Here is a 20182-nt window from a genome sequence, read left to right on the forward strand (position 1 = left end):
CAGCCGGTGCCTCATCTAGACCGGCATTTGACGCTTTTCGTGCACAGCATCGACCAGACCATATTCCACGGCGCGCGAAGCGCTCATGAAATTGTCGCGGTTGGTGTCGCGCTCGATGGTTTCCAGACTCTGACCCGTGTGGTGCGCCAGCAGTTCGTTCAGGCGCTCACGGATAAACAGGATTTCCTTGGCATGGATTTCGATATCCGAAGCCTGGCCCTGGAAGCCGCCCAGCGGCTGGTGAATCATCACACGCGAGTTCGGCAGGCAGAAACGCTTGCCCTTGGCGCCGCCAGCCAGCAGGAACGCACCCATGCTGCAGGCCTGACCGATGCAGGTGGTGGACACGTCCGCCTTGATGAACTGCATGGTGTCATAGATCGCCATACCGGCAGTGACCGAACCACCCGGCGAGTTGATGTACAGGTGGATGTCCTTGTCCGGATTCTCTGCTTCCAGGAACAGCAACTGGGCGCAGATCAGGTTGGCCATGTAGTCCTCGACCTGGCCGACCACGAAGATCACACGCTCCTTGAGCAGGCGCGAGTAGATGTCATAGGCACGCTCGCCACGAGCGGACTGCTCGATGACCATCGGCACCAGGCCGCCAGCGGCCTGGATTTCAGGCATGTTTTGCATAAAAGAATTGCGGGACATGTCTTGCGCTCACTCCCTAATAGTCATGTCTCAAATACACATAAGCCAGCACGGAGGCTGGCTTATGGTGGTGTACTCGAACGAGGTTACCAGATCAGTCGGCTTGAGGAGCTTCCGCCGGCTTGACTGCGTCTTCGTAGGAAACCGCTTTATCGGTCACGTTGGCCTTCTGCAGAACAGTATCTACAACTTGCTCTTCCAGTACAACCGAACGCACTTCGTTCATCTGCTGGTCGTTCTTGTAGTACCAGGCCACGACCTGCTCAGGCTCCTGGTAAGCCGAAGCCATCTCTTCGATCAGCTCGCGAACGCGGGCTTCGTCCGGCTTCAGGTCGAACTGCTTGACCACCTCGGCGACGATCAGGCCCAGCACGACGCGGCGCTTGGCCTGCTCTTCGAACAGTTCGGCCGGCAGTTGATCAGGCTTGATGTTGCCACCGAATTGTTGAACAGCCTGCACGCGCAGACGGTTCACTTCGTTGCCGATCAGCGCCTTCGGCACTTCGACCGGGTTGGCAGCCAGCAGGCCGTCCATCACCTGGTTCTTGACCTTGGACTTGATGGCCTGGCGCAGTTCGCGCTCCATGTTCTTGCGAACTTCGGCGCGGAAGCCTTCCAGGCCACCTTCCTTGATGCCGAACAGGGCGAAGAACTCGTCGTTCAGCTCAGGCAGCTGCGGAGCGGAAACGCTGTTCACGGTGACGGTGAACTCGGCGGTTTTGCCGGCCAGATCGAGGTTTTGGTAGTCCTCGGGGAAGGTCGGGTTGATCACGCGCTCTTCACCGGCCTTGGCACCGACCAGGGCGTCTTCGAAGCCCGGGATCATGCGACCGGAGCCCAGCACCAGCTGAGTGCCCTTGGCACTGCCGCCCGCGAAGGCTTCGCCGTCGATCTTGCCGACGAAATCGATGTTCAGCTGATCGCCATTTTCAGCCGCACGCTCGGCAGCTTCGAAACGGGTGTTCTGTTTGCGCAGGATATCCAGCATGTTGTCGACATCGCTGTCGGCCACATCAGCCTGCAGGCGTTCGATGGCGATGGAGTCGAAACCGGACACTTCGAACTCGGGGAACACTTCGAAGGTGGCAACGTATTCCAGGTCCTTGCCCTTCTCGAAGGACTTCGGCTCGACAGCCGGAGCGCCAGCCGGGTTCAACTTCTGCTCGACCACGGCTTCGTAGAAGGTAGCCTGGATCAGGTCGCCCAGCGCTTCCTGACGAGCGGCGTCTTCGTAACGCTGACGGATAACGCTCATCGGCACCTTGCCAGGACGGAAGCCAGGAACCTTGGCACGACGGGCAGTCTGCTGCAGACGCTTGTTGACTTCAGTCTCGATGCGCTCGACGGGTACGCCGACGGTCATGCGGCGCTCAAGAGCAGAAGTGCTTTCAACAGAAACTTGCATGGATATTCCTCGTTGCACAGACAAAAGCCGGCTCGAACCGGCCCCGAATTCAAGGCCAAGCATTCTAGAGGGTCGATATTAAGAAGTCACCCTAGAAGCAGGCGGCAATACGGGGGGATTTGTAAGATGGTGCGGACGGAGAGACTCGAACTCTCACACCTTGCGGCGCCAGAACCTAAATCTGGTGTGTCTACCAATTTCACCACGTCCGCGTGGTTTGAAGCCTAAAACAAAAACGCCAGGCTTTGGGCCTGGCGCTTTGGAATATGGGGTGGACGATGGGAATCGAACCCACGACACCAGGAGCCACAATCCTGTGCTCTACCAACTGAGCTACGCCCACCATATTGCATTTGCTACTCATATTGCCTGATCGCCAAATGGCGCACCCGGCAGGACTCGAACCTGCGACCATCCGCTTAGAAGGCGGATGCTCTATCCAGCTGAGCTACGGGCGCTTATCCATCCGCTAGCGCAGACTTAGAAGCTTTCGGCTCCAACCTCACCACCAGGGCTTGGCTTTTGCCGTCTCACCCAGCGAGTGGCTGTTCCTGAGAAGCGGGGCGAATGTTATAGACGCCTCCCAACCTCGTCAACAGAAATTTTCAAAAAAATTCAGCGATTTAAAGGAGTTACGCTAAATCGACGGCAGGCGCCTTTGCCCAGGTGAGCGCCCATGCGAGAATGCGCGTCCTTTTTTCATCCTTATTAATGGTTAACCAGCGCAATGACCGCACAACTGATCGACGGCAAGGCGATCGCCGCCAGCCTCCGCCAGCAGATTGCCCAACGTGTCGCCGAACGCCGCCAGCAAGGCCTTCGTGCGCCAGGCCTGGCTGTGATCCTGGTCGGCACCGATCCTGCCTCCCAGGTCTATGTGTCACATAAACGCAAGGATTGCGAAGAAGTCGGCTTTCTTTCCCGCGCCTATGATCTGCCGGCAGAGACCAGCCAGGCCGATCTGCTCGCGTTGATCGACGAGCTCAACGAAGACCCGACCATCGACGGCATTCTGGTACAGCTGCCGCTGCCTGAGCATCTGGACTCGTCCCTGCTGCTCGAGCGTATTCGTCCGGACAAGGACGTGGATGGCTTCCACCCCTACAACATCGGCCGCCTGGCTCAGCGCATGCCGCTGCTGCGCCCCTGTACACCGAAAGGCATCATGACCCTGCTGGAAAGCACCGGCGTCGATCTGTATGGCCTGCACGCAGTGGTGGTTGGCGCCTCGAACATCGTCGGCCGCCCAATGGCGATGGAGCTGTTGCTGGCCGGTTGCACCGTAACCGTTACCCACCGTTTTACCAAGGATCTGGCTGGCCACGTAGGCCAGGCCGATATCGTCGTGGTCGCGGCCGGCAAGCCGGGCCTGGTCAAGGGTGAATGGGTCAAGGAAGGCGCCATCGTCATCGACGTCGGCATCAACCGCCAGGAAGACGGCAAGCTGGTCGGCGATGTGGTCTACGAGACCGCCCTGCCCCGCGCCGGCTGGATCACCCCGGTGCCGGGTGGCGTTGGCCCGATGACTCGCGCGGGTCTTTTGGAAAACACCCTGCACGCGGCAGAGCACCTGCATAAGTAGGCGACGCGATAGAATGACAAACGGCACCCAAGGGTGCCGTTTTTTATCGCGGCTGAAGCGGAATGCCGCCCAGCCGTTCCCACAGGAATGGCTTCAGCCGCGCGCCTCAGTTGCGCGCCTGCTCCCAGGATTTGAGCAGCTCATCGTAGGCGATGGTCTCACCCTTGGGTTTCTCGTTGGCCAGCTTGGGCTTCGGTGCACCCGGTTGGTCGAACCAGTACTGTGGATCGCGCGGCTCGTTCAGCTTCGGCCCGCACTCACCCAGCACACCGGAACGCTCCAGACGACCGAGCATGGTGTCCTGCGCTGCGGCCAGACCATCGAGCGCCTGCTGCGGAGTCTTGTCGCCGCTCGCGGCTTCGGCAATGAACTGCCACCACAGCTGCGCCAGGCGCGGATAGTCCGGCACGTTGGTGCCGGTCGGCGTCCACTGCACGCGCGCCGGGCTGCGGTAGAACTCCACCAGCCCACCGAGCTTGGGCGCGACTTCGCTCATCGCATCGGAGTTGATGTCCGACTCACGAATCGGCGTCAGGCCGACCAGGGTCTTCTTCAGCGACACGGTCTTGGAGGTGACGAACTGCGCATAGAGCCAGGCGGCCAGGCGCTGCTTCTCCGGGGTGGACTTGAGGAAGGTCCAGGAACCGGTGTCCTGATAGCCGAGCTTCATGCCCTCCTCCCAGTACGGGCCCTTGGGCGACGGCGCCATGCGCCATTTCGGCGTGCCGTCCTCGTTGACCACCGGCAGGCCTGGTTTGGTCATATCAGCGGTAAAGGCGGTGTACCAGAAGATCTGCTGAGCGATAGCACCCTGCGCCGGCACCGGCCCGGCCTCGGAGAAGGTCATGCCCTGCGCTTCCGGCGGCGCGTACTGGCGCATCCAGTCGACATACTTCTGTGTGGCGAACACCGCCGCCGGGCCGTTGGTGTCACCACCACGGGCAACGCTGGAACCCACCGGCCGGCAGCCGTCGACGCGAATGCCCCATTCGTCCACCGGCAGGCCGTTGGGCAGGCCCTTGTCGCCACCGCCGGCCATGGAGAACCAGGCATCGGTGAAGCGCCAGCCCAGCGACGGGTCCTTCTTGCCATAGTCCATGTGGCCGTAGACGCGCTGACCGTCGATTTCCTTGACGTGCTTGGAGAAGAACTCGGCGATGTCCTCGTAGGCCGACCAGTTGACCGGCACGCCCAGCTCGTAGCCGTAGATTTCCTTGAACTTGGCCTTCAGTTCCGGACGCTCGAACCAGTCGGCACGGAACCAGTAGAGGTTGGCGAACTGCTGGTCAGGCAACTGGTAGATCTTCTTGTCCGGGCCGGTGGTGAAGGAAATGCCGATGAAATCGTCGAGATCCAGGGTCGGTGAAGTGAAGTCCTTGGCCTCGCCCTCGATCATGTCGCTGATCGCCACCGCCTTGCCGTAACGCGCATGCGTGCCGATCAGGTCGGAGTCGTTGACCCAGCCGTCATAGATGTTCTTGTCCGACTGTATCTGCGTCTGCAGCTTCTCGACCACATCGCCTTCCTGCAGCAGGTCGTGTTTGAGCTTGATCCCGGTTATCTCGCTGAAGGCCTTGGCCAGCACCTTGGACTCGTACTCGTGGGTGGTGATGGTTTCCGACACCACGCTGATATTCATACCGCGGAACGGCTCGGCGGCCTTGATGAACCATTTCAGTTCTTCGAGCTGCTGCTCGGGCGTCAGGGTCGAGGGGTTGAACTCATCAGCGATCCATTTCTTCGCGGCTTCTTCATAGGCATCCGCCCAGGCCGCACCGCTCAAACCGGACAACGCCAGCAAGGCAGCCAACGCCATGCTATGTCGGGTCTTGTTGTTATTGTCGACGAACATAGAGACCTCCATCTCAGGATATTGGGGAGAGGCATACCGGCGGCAGCCCGGCTCAGCCCCAGCGCATGACTGCGCACAACCACAACAGTGATAGCAGCGAGGCTATCCACACGCTCCAGTCGGTCACGCCTATTACCAGCAGGTGCAGGTAGGCGCTGCCGAGCAGACCGATGAACAGCCGATCACCGCGGGTGGTGGTGATCGGCAGAAAACCCTTGCGCTCGACGCACGGCCAGCGCAGCTCGACCAGCGTCATGCCGGCCAGCAGCACGGCGATGCCGGCGAAGAACAGCGCGGTCGGTAGAGTCCAGGCCATCCAGCTCATGACGAACCTCCCTTACACGCGACCGAGGGCGAAGCCCTTGGCCACATGGTTGCGAACGAACCAGATCACCAGCATCCCCGGGATGATGGTCAGCACCCCGGCAGCGGCCAGCACACCCCAGTCGATGCCCGAGGCGGACACGGTACGGGTCATCACCGCGGCGATGGGCTTGGCGTCCACCGAGGTCAGGGTGCGCGCCAGTAGCAACTCGACCCAGGAGAACATGAAGCAGAAGAAGGCCGTGACGCCGATGCCGGAGCGGATCAGCGGGATAAAGATCTTCACGAAGAATTTCGGAAAGCTGTAGCCGTCGATATAGGCCGTCTCGTCGATTTCCTTCGGCACGCTGGACATGAAGCCCTCGAGAATCCACACCGCCAGCGGCACGTTGAACAGGCAGTGCGCCAGCGCCACGGCGATATGGGTGTCGAACAGGCCGATGGACGAATACAGCTGGAAGAACGGCAGCAGGAACACCGCCGGCGGCGTCATGCGGTTGGTCAGCAGCCAGAAGAACAGGTGCTTGTCGCCGAGAAAGCGGTAGCGCGAGAAGGCATAGGCCGCTGGCAGCGCCACGCTGAGCGAGATCAGCGTGTTGAGGCTGACGTAATACAGCGAGTTGAGGTAGCCCTCGTACCAGCTGCGATCGGTGAAGATCACCCGGTAGTTGTCCAGGGTGAAGTTCTGCGGCCACAGGCTGAGCCCGCCGAGAATCTCGGTGTTGCTCTTGAACGACATGTTCAGCAGCCAGTAGATCGGCACCAGCAGAAACAAGAAGTAGATCAGCAGTGCCAGACGTTTGCGCAGCATCATGGTCGGCCTCAGCGGGTTTTGTCGTCGTGGGTCATGGCGGAGTAGAACAGCCAGGACACCAGCAGGATGATCAGGAAGTACACCAGCGAGAACGCCGCGGCCGGGCCCAGGTCGAACTGGCCGATGGCCATTTGCGTCAGGGTCTGGCTGAGGAAGGTGGTGGCGTTGCCCGGCCCGCCGCCGGTGAGCACAAACGGCTCGGTGTAGATCATGAAGCTGTCCATAAAGCGCAGCATCACCGCGATCAGCAGCACGCTTTTCAGCTTGGGCAACTGGATATGGCGGAACACCGCCCAGCTCGACGCGCGGTCGATGCGCGCCGCCTGGTAGTAGACGTCGGGAATGGCGCGCAGCCCGGAATAGCACAGCAGCGCCACCAGCGAGGTCCAGTGCCAGACGTCCATGATCAGCACCGTGACCCAGGCGTCCATGGTGTTGGAGGCGTAGTTGTAGCTGATGCCCAGCTTGTTCAGCGTCCAGCCCATCAGGCCGATGTCGGCGCGACCGAAGATCTGCCAGATGGTGCCGACCACGTTCCACGGAATCAGCAGCGGAATGGCCATCAGGATCAGACACAGCGAAGCCCAGCGCCCGCGCGTCGGCATGCACAGGGCGATGGCGATGCCCAACGGAATCTGAATCAGCAGCACGCAAGCGGAGAAGATGAACTGGCGCAGCAGCGAGTCGTGCAGACGCGGATCCTGCAGCACCTGGCGATACCAGTCGACGCCAACGAAGTAGCGGGTGGACGGGTCGAAGATGTCCTGCACCGAGTAGTTGACCACCGTCATCATCGGCACGATGGCACTGAACGCCACCAGCAGGAACACCGGCAGCACCAGCCACCAGGCCTTGTTGTTCTGCACCTTCATGGCGCCACCTCCACCAGATAGTCGTCGGCGTAGAGCATCAGCCACTGAGCCGGGAAGCTCAGGTACACCTGCTCGCGCGGCACCGGCTGGTCTTCCTGCAGACGTGCCTTGAGCACCTGACCATCGAGGTCGAAGGTGAGGATCTTGTAGGTGCCGAGGTCCTCGACGTGCAGCACGCGGGCGCACAGCGCGTCTTCATAAGCGCCGTCCCAGATGTGCACGAATTCGGGACGGATACCGACCTGCAGACGCGTGCCGTCCAGTTCGGCCAAGCGCTGGTTGAGCGCGTCGGAGAGCGGCAGCACGGTATCGGCGAAGCGCACTCCGCCCTCGCAGCGCTGCACCTCGATCAAATTCATGCCCGGACTGCCGATGAAATAGCCGACGAAAGTGTGCCCAGGGCGCTCGAACAGCTCGCGCGGGGTGCCGAACTGGACAATTTGCCCGCCGTACATCACCGCGATCTTGTCGGCGAAGGTGGAAGCCTCCAGCTGATCGTGGGTGACGTAGACCATGGTGATGTTGAACTGCTCGTGGATCTGCTTGAGCTTGCGCCGCAGCTTCCACTTCAGGTGCGGGTCGATCACCGTCAGCGGCTCGTCGAAGAGGATCGCCGACACGTCGTCACGCACCAGGCCGCGGCCCATGGAGACCTTCTGCTTCTCGTCGGCGGTGAGGTTACGCGCCTTCTTGTGCAGCAGCGGGTGCAGCTCCAGCACTTCGGCGATCTCGTGCACCTTGCTCATCACCCGCGCTTCGTCCATGCCCTGGTTGCGCAGCGGGAAGGCCAGGTTGTCGAACACCGTCATGGTGTCGTAGACCACCGGGAACTGGAAAACCTGGGCGATGTTGCGCTCTTGCGGCGACAGCGTATTGACCGCCTTGCCATCGAACTGCACCTCGCCCTGTGAAGGACTGAGCAGGCCGGAGATGATGTTGAGCAACGTCGACTTGCCGCAGCCCGACGGCCCCAGCAGCGCGTAGGCGCCGCCCTGCTGCCAGATGTGGTTCATCTCGCGAATCGCGTAGTCTTCCGGCGCTTTCGGCGTGCCGCTGTAGCTGTGCGCCAGGTTGTGCAAACGAATCTCGGCCATCAGGCGGCCCTCCCCTGGCGGCGACTGGGCGCCTGCACCAATTGCCCATCGGCAGCGAAGACGAACAGCTTGTGGGTGGGGATATAGATCAGGATCGGGGTATCCACCGCGTACTCGTGCACGCCCGGCAGGTGCAGCACCAACACGAACTGCTCGTTGCGCACGTGGAGGAAGGTTTCCGAGCCGCTGATCTCGGCCAGCTCGACGGTTACCGCCAGCTCCAGATCATCGTCGTTGGACGGCACCAGGCCGATATGGCTGGGACGCACGCCAAAGCGGTACTCGCCCTCGGCGATGCCGCGCAGATCGGGGTTGAGCGGAAAGTGCACGCAGTCGGCGAAGCTCACCTCGGAGCCGCTGATGCGCCCCGGCATCAGGTTGATCGCAGGCTCCGAGAACAGCTCGGCGGCCAGCACCTGTTGCGGGCGGTGGTAGACCTCGGCGGTCTTGCCGCTCTGCACCACCCGCCCCTCGTGCAGGATGGTGGTGGTGCCGCCGAGGGCCAACGCCTCGTTGGGTTCGGTGGTGGCGTAGATGGCGATGGTATGGCGCGCCTGGAATAGCTCGCGCATCTCCTGGCGCAGCTCTTCGCGCAGCTTGTAGTCCAGGTTGACCAGGGGCTCATCGAAGAGGATCAAGGATGCGTCCTTGACCAGCGCCCGGGCCATGGCCGTGCGCTGCTGCTGGCCGCCGGAGAGCTCCAGCGGGTAGCGCGGCAACAGCTTGTCGATACGCAGCATGCGTGCCGTGGCCTCGACCTTCTCGATGATCAGCTCCCTGGCCACACCGGCCTGACGCAGCGGCGAGGCGATGTTTTCGAACACCGTCAGGGTCGGGTAGTTGATGAACTGCTGATAGACCATCGACACGTTGCGCTGGCGCACCGGCACACCGGTGACATCGGCGCCGTTCATCAGCACACGGCCGCTGCTGGGCCGATCCAGCCCGGCCATCAGGCGCATCAGGCTGGTCTTGCCGGCCAGGGTGCGACCGAGCAGAACATTGAAAGAGCCAGGTTCGAAACTGAGGCAGGCATCGTCGATATGCACCTGGCCATCGACGATACGGGTGACGTGTTCGAGCTTGAGCGACATGGCCTGTCCTTTTTCTTGTCGTGCCATTCGATTGCGAACATCGATTGCGACAAGCGTGCCAGCGCCTTGAAATCCGACGTATCTAATTGATGGAAATCGAAAACCTGCCAACGAGGCTTTTTCAGCCCGGCTTTCACTGAACACTTTTGAACAGTCAGATGTGAACAACTGAACAATTCGTTCGTTGACTTTGAACAATCTTGAACGAGACTGGATCGATCGCGGCGCAGATCGCGAACCAACAAGAAGAGATCGCACCATGACAGAAGCTGCCCGCGTCCCGGCGCACGACACCATCATCCAGGAGTCCTGGTCGCGCTGTCGTGACTATGGCCTGACCCACCAGAGCGCACCCCGCTTCGATCCGCCGCCTACCGGCGAACTCTCGGCCCTGCTGGAAAGCCGTCAGGCCCTGGTGCAGACCACCCATCAAGAAGTGCTGCCCTACTACGACACCATCCTTTCCAACTCCAACTGCCTGATCATGCTCGCCGACGACCAGGGCCGGCTGCTGCAATCCTGGGGCGACCAGCGCTTCATCGAGCCACGTCAGGCCGCCGGTTTCGTCGCCGGCGCCAGTTGGCTGGAACGCTACACCGGCACCAACGCCATCGGCACCGCGCTGAGTTGCGGGCAGGCCGTGCACATTCAGCACGACGAGCACTTCCTCAAGGCCAACCGCTTCATGACCGGCTCGGCCTCGCCGATCTTCGACGAACAACGGCGCATGATCGCCGTGCTGGATGTGTCCAGCGACAGCTACCTGCCGCCGGCGCACACCCTGGGCATGGTCAAGATGATGAGCCAGTCCGTGGAGAACCGCCTGATCCTCAAGCTGTTCGCCGACCAGTACCACCTGCTCAGTTTCAATACCAGCCTGGACAACCTCGACAGCCCCTGGGCCGGCCTGGTGGTGTTCGATGAACAGGGCCATGTGGTGTCCGCCAACCGCCGCGCCGACAACCTGCTCGGCCAACCCCTGACCTACGGCGCCATCGAGCAACTGTTCGACGTACCGCTGCAGCAGCTGCTCAACCAGCCGGACGGCCAGCCATTCAATCTGCGCACCAGCGGCCGCTTTCGTTTCCACGCGCGGGTACGGCGCCCTGCCCGACCCGTACCGATTCAGGCGCGTGATTTCCGCCCGCCCGTCACGCCGAGCACGTCCGAAGAGCCACAACTGCACACCCTGAGCCTCGGTGATGAGCGCATGGATAAGGCCATCCGCCAGGCCGAGCGACTGCTGGAAAAGGACATACCGATTCTGGTGCAGGGCGAAACCGGTGCCGGCAAGGAGGTGTTCGTCAGGGCCTTGCATCGCGCCAGTTCACGCGCCGATCAACCCTTCATCGCGGTCAACTGCGCGGCCATTCCGGCGGAACTGGTGGAGTCCGAACTGTTCGGCTATGAGAAAGGCGCCTTTACTGGAGCCAGCCAGAAAGGTCACATCGGGCTGATCCGCAAGGCGCACAGGGGCACGCTGTTTCTCGACGAGATCGGCGACATGCCCCTGCGTGTTCAGGCGCGGCTGCTGCGCGTGCTGCAGGAGCGCTGCGTACAGCCACTGGGCAGCAGCGAACTGCATCCGGTCGATGTGCGCCTGGTCTCGGCCACCAACCGCCCGCTGCGCCAGGACGTCGACAGCGGCCAGTTCCGCGCCGACCTGTACTACCGCATCAGCGGCCTGAACCTGGAGCTGCCGCCGCTACGCGAGCGCAGCGACAGGCAGGCGCTGTTTCAGCAACTGTGGCAGCAGCACCGCGAACCCGACCAGCGCGCCGGCATCAGCCGCGAGGTGTTGGAGCTGTTTCAGCACCATCCGTGGCCCGGCAATCTACGTCAGCTCGCCAGCGTGCTGCGCGTTGCACTGGCCATGGCCGAAGACCAGCCCATCCGCGCCGAGCACCTGCCGGATGATTTCTTCCTCGACCTGCCAACCGACACCAACCTGCCGGCGCATCCCGAGCCGAATAGTGGCGATCTTGCCAGCCAGTACCAGGCCTGCGGCGGTAATATCTCCTACCTGGCCCGCCACCTCGGCCTGAGCCGCAACACCCTGTACAAGCGCCTGCGCGAACAGGGCGTGCGGCCCTGAACCTTTATACGCAGAACCAGCCCAAGCCAGACATTTGCCATCCTGCCCGAACTCCGAGCGGGCCGGCATCGCCAGCCACGAAAGGAACTCAGCATGCGCCACCTTTACCGCCCACTTTTCGCCGCCCTGGCGCTGCTGGCCGCCAGCCACGCACCGGCAGCGCCTTCACTGGAAACACAGGTGGACGCCGCAGCAAAATCGATGATGCAGGCCTATGCCATCCCCGGCATGGCCATTGCCATCAGCCACAAGGGGCAATCACATTTCTTCGAGTACGGCGTCGCATCGCGCGAAAGCGGCCAGGCCGTGGATCGCCACACCCTGTTCGAGCTGGGGTCGATCAGCAAGCTGTTCACCGCCACCCTCGGCGCCTACGCCGAAGCGCGCGGCACGCTGAACCTCAGCGACAACGCCAGCCAATACCTGCCGGCCCTGCAAGGCAGCGCCTTCGATCACATCAGCCTGCTGGATCTGGCCACTTACACGGCCGGCGGCCTGCCATTGCAGTTTCCCGACGCGGTCAGCGACGATACGACGATGCTCGATTACTACCGCAACTGGCAGGCGGTGTATGCGCCGGGCACGCAACGGTTGTATTCCAACCCCAGCATCGGTCTGTTCGGCCACCTGGCGGCGGCCAGCCTGGCCGAGCCATTTCAGCAGTTGATGGAGCAGGACCTGCTGCCGCAGTTGGGCATGCAGGAGAGCCACGTGAAGATACCGGCCGAGGACATGCACCGTTATGCCTGGGGCTACCGCGACGACAAGGCCGTGCGGGTAAATCCCGGGGCGCTGGACGCCGAGGCCTACGGATTGAAATCCAGCGCCGCCGACATGCTGCACTTCATCGACGCCAACCTGCATCAGGAGCAATTGCCGGCACCGCTACGCCAGGCCATCAGCGCCACTCATCGTGGCTACTATCAGGTCGGCGACATGACGCAGGCCCTGGGCTGGGAGCGCTACACCTATCCCATCAGCCTGGAAAAGTTGCAGGCCGGCAACTCCGCCGACATGGCATTGCAACCCCAGCCCGTAGAACGCTTCAGCGTGCCGAAACCAGCCGAGGGCGACCTGCTGCTGAACAAGACAGGCTCGACCAATGGCTTCGGCGCCTACATCCTGCTGCTGCCGGCGCGTGATACCGGCGTTGTGATACTCGCCAATCGCAACTACCCCAATGCCGAGCGCGTGCGCCTCGCCCTGCAGATCATCGCGGCACTGCAACCCTCGGGCGACTGACCGGCGAAGACCAAGCCTGCCTTGCACCGCGGGACCAGAACGGTCCCGCCCCTTCTTTTGCGGCGCGTGCCGCCCTCTCCAGCCCAATCTCCGCGGCCGTACAGGTTATTGCAACTTGTGCGGCGCCGACACAGTCGGAATCTAGACACCGCACTCCTGGCGGCGATCGCGCATCGCCCACCTGCCAAGCGAAGGAGACACGCATGAGTGATTCCGCCAATAGCCATGGCTATTCAAGACGCGACGTCCTGTCGCTGAGCCGCAGCCTCCTGGTACTGGGCAGCGCCCCGGTCGCGAGCCTGAGCGCTGCCGAAGTCAGCGAACTGCGCCCCGTACGCGCAGTGCAGAAGTCCAGGGTGGGCTTCACGGTCAATGGCCAACCTCACCAACTCGAACTGGACAACCGCACCTCGCTGCTCGATGCACTGCGTGAGCACCTGCACCTCACCGGCAGCAAGAAAGGCTGCGACCACGGCCAGTGCGGCGCCTGCACCATCATCCTCGACGGCCGCCGCGTCAACAGCTGCCTGACCCTGGCAGTGATGCACCAGGGCGCCGAGATCACCACCATCGAGGGGCTTGGCACGCCCGAGCACCTGCACCCGATGCAGGCTGCATTCATCAAGCATGACGGCTACCAGTGCGGTTACTGCACGCCTGGGCAGATTTGCTCGGCCGTGGCCGTGCTCGAGGAGATCGACCAGGGCGTGCCCAGCCATGTGACCGACGATCTGCAAGCCGCACCCGAACGCAGCGACGCCGAGCTGCGTGAGCGCATGAGCGGCAACATCTGCCGCTGCGGCGCCTACTCCAACATCATCGAAGCAATCGACGAAGTCGCGGGAGAACGCGGATGAAACCCTTTTCCTACGAACGCGCAGGCACGCCAGCCGAGGCCGCAGCATCGGCGGCGCGCATGCCCGGCGCCAAGTTCATCGCTGGCGGCACCAACCTGCTGGATTTGATGAAGCTCGAGATCGAGACGCCGTTGCACCTGATCGATGTCAACGGCCTCGGGCTGGACCGCATCGAGCCGGCGGACGATGGCGGCATGCGCATAGGCGCGCTGGTGAGCAACACCGACCTGGCCGCCGACAGCCGCATTCGTCGCGACTACGCCGTGCTGGCCCGCGCCCTGCTTGCCGGGGCTTCCGGCCAGTTGCGCAACAAGGCCACCACGGCCGGCAATCTGCTGCAACGCACGCGCTGCCCTTACTTCTACGACACCAACCTGCCGTGCAACAAGCGCCAGCCTGGCTCCGGCTGCGCAGCACGCGAAGGCATCAGCCGCCAACACGCGGTGCTCGGCAGCAGCGACGCCTGTATCGCTACCCACCCCAGCGACATGGCGATCGCCATGCGCCTGCTAGACGCCATGGTGGAAACCGTGCAGCCCGACGGCCAGGTGCGCCGCATCCCCATCGCCGAGCTGCATCGCCTGCCTGGTGACACGCCGCACATCGAGCACGTGCTGGCCCCAGGCGAGCTGATCACCGCAGTGACCCTACCCAAGCCGCTCGGCGGCCGGCATGTTTACCACAAGGTTCGCGACCGCTCTTCCTACGCTTTCGCCCTGGTCTCGGTGGCAGCGGTTTTCCAGCCAGACGGCAACGGTCGCATCGCCCTTGGCGGCGTCGCCCACAAACCCTGGCGCGTGGAGGCGGCGGAAGCCGAACTGCCCCGCGGTGCCGAGGCCGTCGCCGAACGGCTGCTCGCCGATGCCCGACCCACGCCGCACAACGCCTTCAAACTCACCCTGGTCCAACGCACCTTAGGCGCCGTACTGGCGCAAGCGAGGGCCGACGCATGAAATTCGAAACCGCCGAAGGCGCCAACCCCATCGACCGCCAACGCGTGGTCGGCCAGCCGCTCGATCGCATCGACGGCCCGCTGAAGACCACCGGCACCGCCACCTACGCCTACGAATGGCACGCCGAGGTCGCCGATCTGGCTTACGGGCAGATCGTCGGCGCGGCCATCGCCAAGGGGCGCATCGTCTCCATGGACCTGTCTCAGGCAAGGGCCGCGCCCGGCGTGATCACCATCGTCACCGCCGACACGGCGCCCGACCTGAACAAGGGCGAGCGCAACAATGCCACGCTGCTCGGCGGCCCCGAGATCGAGCATTATCATCAGGCCGTCGCCCTGGTGGTGGCCGAAAGCTTCGAGCAGGCACGCGCCGCCGCCGAGCTGGTGAAGATCGATTACCAGCGTCAGCCCGGTAACTTCGACCTCGAAGCAGCCAAGGACACGGCGAAGAAGCCGGAGAAAGTCGCCGGCAGCGAGCCGGACACTGCCGTCGGTGACTTCGACAGCGCGTTCGCCAGCGCCCCCGTGCAGCTCGACGCCACCTACCACACGCCCGACCAGTCCCACGCGATGATGGAACCGCACGCCTCGATGGCCCGCTGGGACGACGACCGGCTGACCCTGTGGACCTCGAACCAGATGATCGCCTGGGGCGCCAAGGATCTGGCCGAAACACTGGGCATAGACGTCGACAAGGTGCGACTGATCTCGCCCTACGTCGGCGGCGGCTTCGGCGGCAAGCTGTTCATCCGCGCCGACGCGCTGATGGCGGTGCTGGGCGCTCGCGCAGCCGGACGCCCGGTAAAGGTGGCATTACCGCGCCCACTGATGATGAACAACACCACCCATCGCGCGGCCACCATCCAGCGCATCCGCATCGGCGCCAGGCGCGACGGCCAGATCGTCGCGATCGGCCACGACAACTGGTCCGGTGACCTCAACGCCAACACCGCCGAATCCGGAGTGATCTACTCGCGGCCGCTGTACGCGGGTGCCAACCGCATGTCCAGCTCGCGCCTGGCGGCACTGGACATGCCAGAAGCCAACGCCATGCGCGCCCCCAGCGACACGCCTGGCTCGATGGCCGTGGAGATCGCCATGGACGAGATGGCCGAGAAGCTCGGCCTCGACCCCGTCGACTTCCGCGTGATGAACGATTCGCTGGTCGACCCGGAGAAACCCGAGCGTTCCTACTCGCAGCGCCACCTCAAGGAATGCCTGCTGCAGGGTGCGCAACGCTTCGGCTGGGCCGAGCGTGAAGCCAAGCCTGCGACGCGCCGCGAGGGCGACTGGCTGATCGGCCTGGGTATGGCCGGCGCGTTTCGCGACGGACCGGTTACCCAGTCTGCCGCGCGCGTGCGCCTCGATGCACAAGGCCGACTGACCGTCGAGACCGACATGACCGACATCGGCACCGGCAGCTACACCATCATCGGCCAGACCGCTGCGGAAATGCTCGGTGTGACGCTGGACCAGGTGAGCGTAAAGCTAGGCGATTCGAGCTTTCCCGTTTCCTCTGGCTCAGGCGGCCAGTGGGGCGCCAATAGCTCCACCGCGGGGGTCTATGCCGCCTGCGTGAAGCTGCGCGAACAGATTGCGCGCAAGCTCGGCTTTGATCCCGCCCGGGCGGTGTTCGACAATGGCGAAGTCCGCCATGACGACAAGCGCGCCACGCTCGCCGAGGCAGCGGCAGGCGGAACGCTGGAGGCCGAAGATGGCATCGAGTTCGGCGACCTGGACAAGCGCTACCGCATCTCGACCTTCGGCGCACATTTCGTTGAGGTGGCCGTGCATGCCGCCACTGCGGAAGTGCGAGTCCGGCGCATGCTGGCGGTCTGTTCCGCCGGGCGCATCCTCAATCCGAAGACGGCGCGCAGCCAGGTGATCGGCGCCATGACCATGGGCGTGGGCGCGGCACTCATGGAGGAGCTGTCGGTGGACACCCGCTACGGGTTGTACATCAACCACGACCTGGCAGGCTACGAGGTGCCGGTGCATGCCGACATCCCGCATCAAGAGGTGGTCTTTCTCGACGAGAGCGATGCCCTCTCCTCGCCGATGAAGGCCAAGGGCGTGGGCGAACTGGGTATCTGCGGAGTGTCCGCGGCGGTGGCGAACGCGATCTACAACGCCACTGGCGTGCGGGTGCGCGACTATCCCGTCACGCTGGACAAGCTGCTGGCGCAGATGCCCGTGGCCTGAGCCGAAACGACGAAGGCCGCTTTCCAGCGGCCTTCGTCGTTGAGCATGAGGCTTATTCGGCCAGACGCCAGGTGGTGCCGCCCTTGCCGTCTTCCAGCACCACGCCCATGGCGGTGAGCTGGTCGCGGATGCGGTCGGATTCCGCCCAGTTCTTGTCGGCGCGGGCCTGCAGGCGAGCGGCGATCAGCGCATCCACTTCGGCCGCGTCGACCTTGCCCGCAGCGCCGGCTTGCAGGAATGCACCCGGCTCCAACTGCAGCACACCCAGCACGCTAGCCAACTGCTTGAGCTGCGCAGCCAGGCCAGCGGCGGCCTGAACGTCCGCCTCACGCAGGCGGTTGACCTCGCGGATCATCTCGAACAGCACGGCGCAGGCTTCCGGCGAGTTGAAGTCGTCGTCCATCGCCGCGCCGAAGCGCTCCACATATCCCTCGCCACCGGCAGGTGCCGCTTCCGGCAGACCTTTGAGGCCGTTGTAGAAACGCTCCAGAGCGCCCTTGGCTTCCTTGAGGCTCTCTTCGGAATAGTTGATCGGGCTGCGGTAGTGGCTGGACACCAGCAGGTAACGCACCACCTCCGGGTGGTACTTTTCCAGCACCTCGCGAATGGTGAAGAAGTTGCCCAGGCTCTTGGACATCTTCTCGCCGTCCACGCGCACGGCGCCGGCGTGCATCCAGGCGTTGGCGTACTGCTTGCCGGTGGCCGCCTCGCTCTGTGCGATTTCGTTCTCATGGTGCGGGAACACCAGATCCGGACCGCCGCCATGAATGTCGAAGGTCTCGCCCAGGCAGCAGGTGGACATCACCGAGCACTCGATATGCCAGCCCGGGCGACCCTTGCCCCAGGGCGAATCCCAGCTTGGCTCGCCCGGCTTGGCAGCTTTCCACAGCACGAAGTCCAGCGGGTCTTCCTTGATCTCGTCCACTTCGATGCGCGCGCCGATCTTCAGCTCGTCGATCTTGCGCCTTGAGAGCTTGCCGTAGGTCTCGAACTTGGTGACACGGTAGTACACGTCGCCATTGCCCGGCGCATAGGCAAAACCCTTGTCGATCAGGGTCTGGATCATCTGGTGCATGCCGGCGATATGACCAGTGGCGCGCGGTTCGATGTCCGGGCGCAGCACGGAAAGGCGAGCCTCGTCCTCGTGCATTGCCGCGATCATGCGCTCGACCAGCGTTTCGAACGGCTCGCCGTTCTCATTGGCGCGCTTGATGATCTTGTCGTCGATGTCGGTGATATTGCGCACGTAGGTCACGTCATAACCGCGCTGACGCAGCCAGCGGGTGACCACGTCGAAGGCGACCATCACGCGGGCGTGGCCGATGTGGCAGAAGTCATAGACGGTCATGCCGCATACGTACATGCGCACCTGATTATCGACCAGCGGCTTGAAGGCATCCTTGGTCTTGGTCAGGGTGTTATAGATCGACAGTGCCATTTACTGCCCCCAGGAATCGCGCAGGGTCACGGTGCGGTTGAACACCGGCTTGCCAGGCTGGGAATCCTTGTCCAGGCAGAAGTAACCTTCGCGCTCGAACTGGAAGCGGTCGTCAGCCGTCGCCTGGGCCAGCGATGGCTCGGCGCGGCAACCGCTGAGCGCCACCAGCGACTCGGGGTTGATGTTGTCGAGGAAGCTGCCGCCCTCTTCGCTCTTCTCCGGATTGGGCGACTTGAACAGGCGGTCGTACAGGCGCACCTCGCACTCGACGCTGCCTGCAGCCGGCACCCAGTGGATCACGCCCTTGACCTTGCGGCCCTCCGGGTTCTTGCCCAGGGTGTTCTCGTCATAGGAGCAGCGCAGCTCGACGATATTACCGGCGGCATCCTTGATCGCCTCATCGGCGCGGATCACGTAGCTGCCACGCAGACGCACTTCGCCGCCCGGGATCAGGCGCTTGAAGCCGTCCGGCGGGGTTTCCTCGAAGTCGCTGGCGTCGATGTAGATCTCACGACTGAACGGCAGCACACGCACGCCCATGTCCTGCTTGGGATGGCGCGGCAGCTCGAGGTTCTCGACCTGGCCTTCCGGGTAGTTGGTGATCACCACCTTGAGCGGTTTGAGCACGCACATGGCGCGGGCGGCATTGGCGTCCAGATCGTCACGAATGGCGAACTCGAGCATGCCGATATCCACCAGGCCGCCGGCGCGGTTGACGCCGATCATGTCGCAGAAGGTGCGAATCGAGGCGGCGGTATAGCCGCGACGACGATAGCCGGACAGGGTCGACATGCGCGGGTCGTCCCAGCCGTTGACGTGCTTCTCGTCGACCAGTTGCTTGAGCTTGCGCTTGCTGGTGATGGTGTAGTTCAGGTTCAGGCGGGCGAATTCGTACTGGCGCGGCTGCGCCGGCACCGGCAGGTTCTCCAGGAACCATTCGTACAGCGGGCGATGATCCTCGAACTCCAGGGTGCAGATGGAGTGGGTGATGCCCTCGATGGCGTCCGACTGGCCGTGGGTGAAATCGTAGCTCGGGTAGATGCACCACTTGTCACCGGTCTGGTGGTGATGGGCGTGGCGGATGCGATAGAGGATCGGGTCGCGCAGGTTGATGTTCGGCGAGGCCATGTCGATCTTGGCGCGCAGCGAGCGGGCGCCATCGGGGAACTCGCCGGCTTTCATGCGGGCGAAGAGGTCAAGGTTCTCTTCGGCGCTGCGCTCGCGGAACGGGCTGTTCTTGCCTGGCTCGGTCAGGTTGCCGCGATACTCGCGCATCTCTTCAGCATTCAGATCGCAGACGAAGGCCTTGCCGGCCTTGATCAGCTCGACGGCCCAGGCGTGCAATTGGTCGAAATAGTTGGAGGCATAGCGCTCCTCGCCCGCCCACTTGAAGCCCAGCCACTCGACGTCGGCCTTGATCGCGTCGATGTATTCCTGGTCTTCCTTGGCCGGGTTGGTGTCGTCGAAACGCAGGTTGCACTGGCCGCCGAACTCTTCGGCCAGGCCGAAGTTCAGGCAGATGCTCTTGGCATGGCCAATGTGCAGGTAGCCGTTGGGCTCCGGCGGGAAGCGGGTCACGATCTTGGCGTGCTTGCCGCTGTCCAGATCGGCCTGGACGATGGGGCGCAGGAAGTTGGCAGCTTTTTCGACGGTGGGCTTGCTCATGGTGTCCTTAACAATACTGGCGCGGCACGGGTAGGCC

General features: G+C 63.2%; 16 protein-coding genes and 3 tRNA genes. 6 read left to right on the forward strand and 13 right to left on the reverse strand.

The genetic code is table 11. From position 1 onward, the window contains the following. Window positions 1–15: 15 nt before the first annotated feature. From clpP to B2U07_RS01940, 5 genes are all read right to left on the reverse strand, one after another. Entirely contained in the window at window positions 16–657 is a 642-nt protein-coding gene (clpP, locus tag B2U07_RS01920) for an ATP-dependent Clp endopeptidase proteolytic subunit ClpP (RefSeq protein ID WP_197856378.1), read from the reverse strand. A 94-nt stretch (window positions 658–751) separates the two neighbouring features. Then, window positions 752–2062, reverse strand: coding sequence for a trigger factor (gene tig, locus B2U07_RS01925; RefSeq protein WP_197856377.1), 1311 nt, complete (start codon window positions 2060–2062; stop codon window positions 752–754). 127 nt (window positions 2063–2189) lie between these two features. Then, a tRNA-Leu gene (locus B2U07_RS01930) sits at window positions 2190–2274 on the reverse strand. Between the two features lie 55 nt (window positions 2275–2329). Continuing rightward, window positions 2330–2405, reverse strand: a tRNA-His gene (locus B2U07_RS01935). A gap of 38 nt (window positions 2406–2443) precedes the next feature. Then, a tRNA-Arg gene (locus B2U07_RS01940) sits at window positions 2444–2520 on the reverse strand. A gap of 269 nt (window positions 2521–2789) precedes the next feature. Here B2U07_RS01940 and folD point away from each other — a divergent pair. Then, entirely contained in the window at window positions 2790–3644 is an 855-nt protein-coding gene (gene folD, locus B2U07_RS01945; protein ID WP_197856366.1) for a bifunctional methylenetetrahydrofolate dehydrogenase/methenyltetrahydrofolate cyclohydrolase FolD, read from the forward strand. A gap of 106 nt (window positions 3645–3750) precedes the next feature. Here the strand turns inward: folD and B2U07_RS01950 are convergent, their stop codons facing one another. From B2U07_RS01950 to B2U07_RS01975, 6 genes are read right to left on the reverse strand one after another with little or no spacing between them, the layout of a single operon-like run. Continuing rightward, complete coding sequence (locus tag B2U07_RS01950) at window positions 3751–5496, reverse strand: ABC transporter substrate-binding protein (RefSeq protein WP_275544883.1); 1746 nt, start codon at window positions 5494–5496, stop codon at window positions 3751–3753. A 52-nt stretch (window positions 5497–5548) separates the two neighbouring features. Further along, on the reverse strand, window positions 5549–5821 hold the full coding sequence (locus tag B2U07_RS01955) for a DUF2160 domain-containing protein (RefSeq protein ID WP_003459912.1): 273 nt from the start codon (window positions 5819–5821) through the stop codon (window positions 5549–5551). 12 nt (window positions 5822–5833) lie between these two features. Further along, a complete protein-coding gene (locus tag B2U07_RS01960) occupies window positions 5834–6634 on the reverse strand; it encodes a carbohydrate ABC transporter permease (RefSeq protein WP_296275610.1) in 801 nt (266 codons plus the stop codon). An 8-nt stretch (window positions 6635–6642) separates the two neighbouring features. Next, on the reverse strand, window positions 6643–7506 hold the full coding sequence (locus B2U07_RS01965) for a carbohydrate ABC transporter permease (protein ID WP_296275611.1): 864 nt from the start codon (window positions 7504–7506) through the stop codon (window positions 6643–6645). After that, entirely contained in the window at window positions 7503–8600 is a 1098-nt protein-coding gene (locus B2U07_RS01970; RefSeq protein ID WP_275544881.1) for an ABC transporter ATP-binding protein, read from the reverse strand. The genes B2U07_RS01965 and B2U07_RS01970 overlap by 4 nt, the downstream gene beginning before the upstream one ends. Continuing rightward, a complete protein-coding gene (locus B2U07_RS01975) occupies window positions 8600–9694 on the reverse strand; it encodes an ABC transporter ATP-binding protein (protein ID WP_275544880.1) in 1095 nt (364 codons plus the stop codon). Before B2U07_RS01975 ends, B2U07_RS01970 begins: the two co-directional genes overlap by 1 nt. Window positions 9695–9953: 259 nt before the next feature. Here B2U07_RS01975 and B2U07_RS01980 point away from each other — a divergent pair, with 259 nt between their 5' ends. The 5 genes from B2U07_RS01980 to paoC all read left to right on the forward strand — a co-directional run bounded on the left by B2U07_RS01980 (window position 9954) and on the right by paoC (window position 17042). Then, window positions 9954–11789 carry a sigma-54-dependent Fis family transcriptional regulator gene (locus B2U07_RS01980; protein WP_275544879.1) on the forward strand — a complete coding sequence of 612 codons (1836 nt, stop codon included), beginning with the start codon at window positions 9954–9956 and terminating at the stop codon, window positions 11787–11789. 93 nt (window positions 11790–11882) lie between these two features. Next, window positions 11883–13031: a PRC family class C beta-lactamase gene (gene blaPRC, locus B2U07_RS01985; protein ID WP_275544878.1), complete on the forward strand. Its 1149-nt coding sequence runs from the start codon at window positions 11883–11885 to the stop codon at window positions 13029–13031. Window positions 13032–13234: 203 nt separating this feature from the next. Next, entirely contained in the window at window positions 13235–13888 is a 654-nt protein-coding gene (gene paoA / locus B2U07_RS01990) for an aldehyde dehydrogenase iron-sulfur subunit PaoA (protein ID WP_275544877.1), read from the forward strand. Continuing rightward, window positions 13885–14841 carry an FAD binding domain-containing protein gene (locus B2U07_RS01995; RefSeq protein WP_275544876.1) on the forward strand — a complete coding sequence of 319 codons (957 nt, stop codon included), beginning with the start codon at window positions 13885–13887 and terminating at the stop codon, window positions 14839–14841. Before paoA ends, B2U07_RS01995 begins: the two co-directional genes overlap by 4 nt. Beyond that, complete coding sequence (paoC, locus tag B2U07_RS02000) at window positions 14838–17042, forward strand: aldehyde oxidoreductase molybdenum-binding subunit PaoC (protein WP_296275614.1); 2205 nt, start codon at window positions 14838–14840, stop codon at window positions 17040–17042. Before B2U07_RS01995 ends, paoC begins: the two co-directional genes overlap by 4 nt. A 52-nt stretch (window positions 17043–17094) precedes the next feature. On the opposite strand, the gene cysS is transcribed toward paoC, so the two are convergent. Further along, complete coding sequence (cysS, locus tag B2U07_RS02005; protein WP_275544874.1) at window positions 17095–18480, reverse strand: cysteine--tRNA ligase; 1386 nt, start codon at window positions 18478–18480, stop codon at window positions 17095–17097. Continuing rightward, complete coding sequence (locus B2U07_RS02010) at window positions 18481–20145, reverse strand: glutamine--tRNA ligase/YqeY domain fusion protein (protein ID WP_275544873.1); 1665 nt, start codon at window positions 20143–20145, stop codon at window positions 18481–18483. It lies immediately after the preceding gene. Window positions 20146–20182: the final 37 nt, after the last annotated feature.

The organism is Pseudomonas sp. UBA7530, assembly GCF_002479365.1.
Classification (GTDB): domain Bacteria; phylum Pseudomonadota; class Gammaproteobacteria; order Pseudomonadales; family Pseudomonadaceae; genus Aquipseudomonas.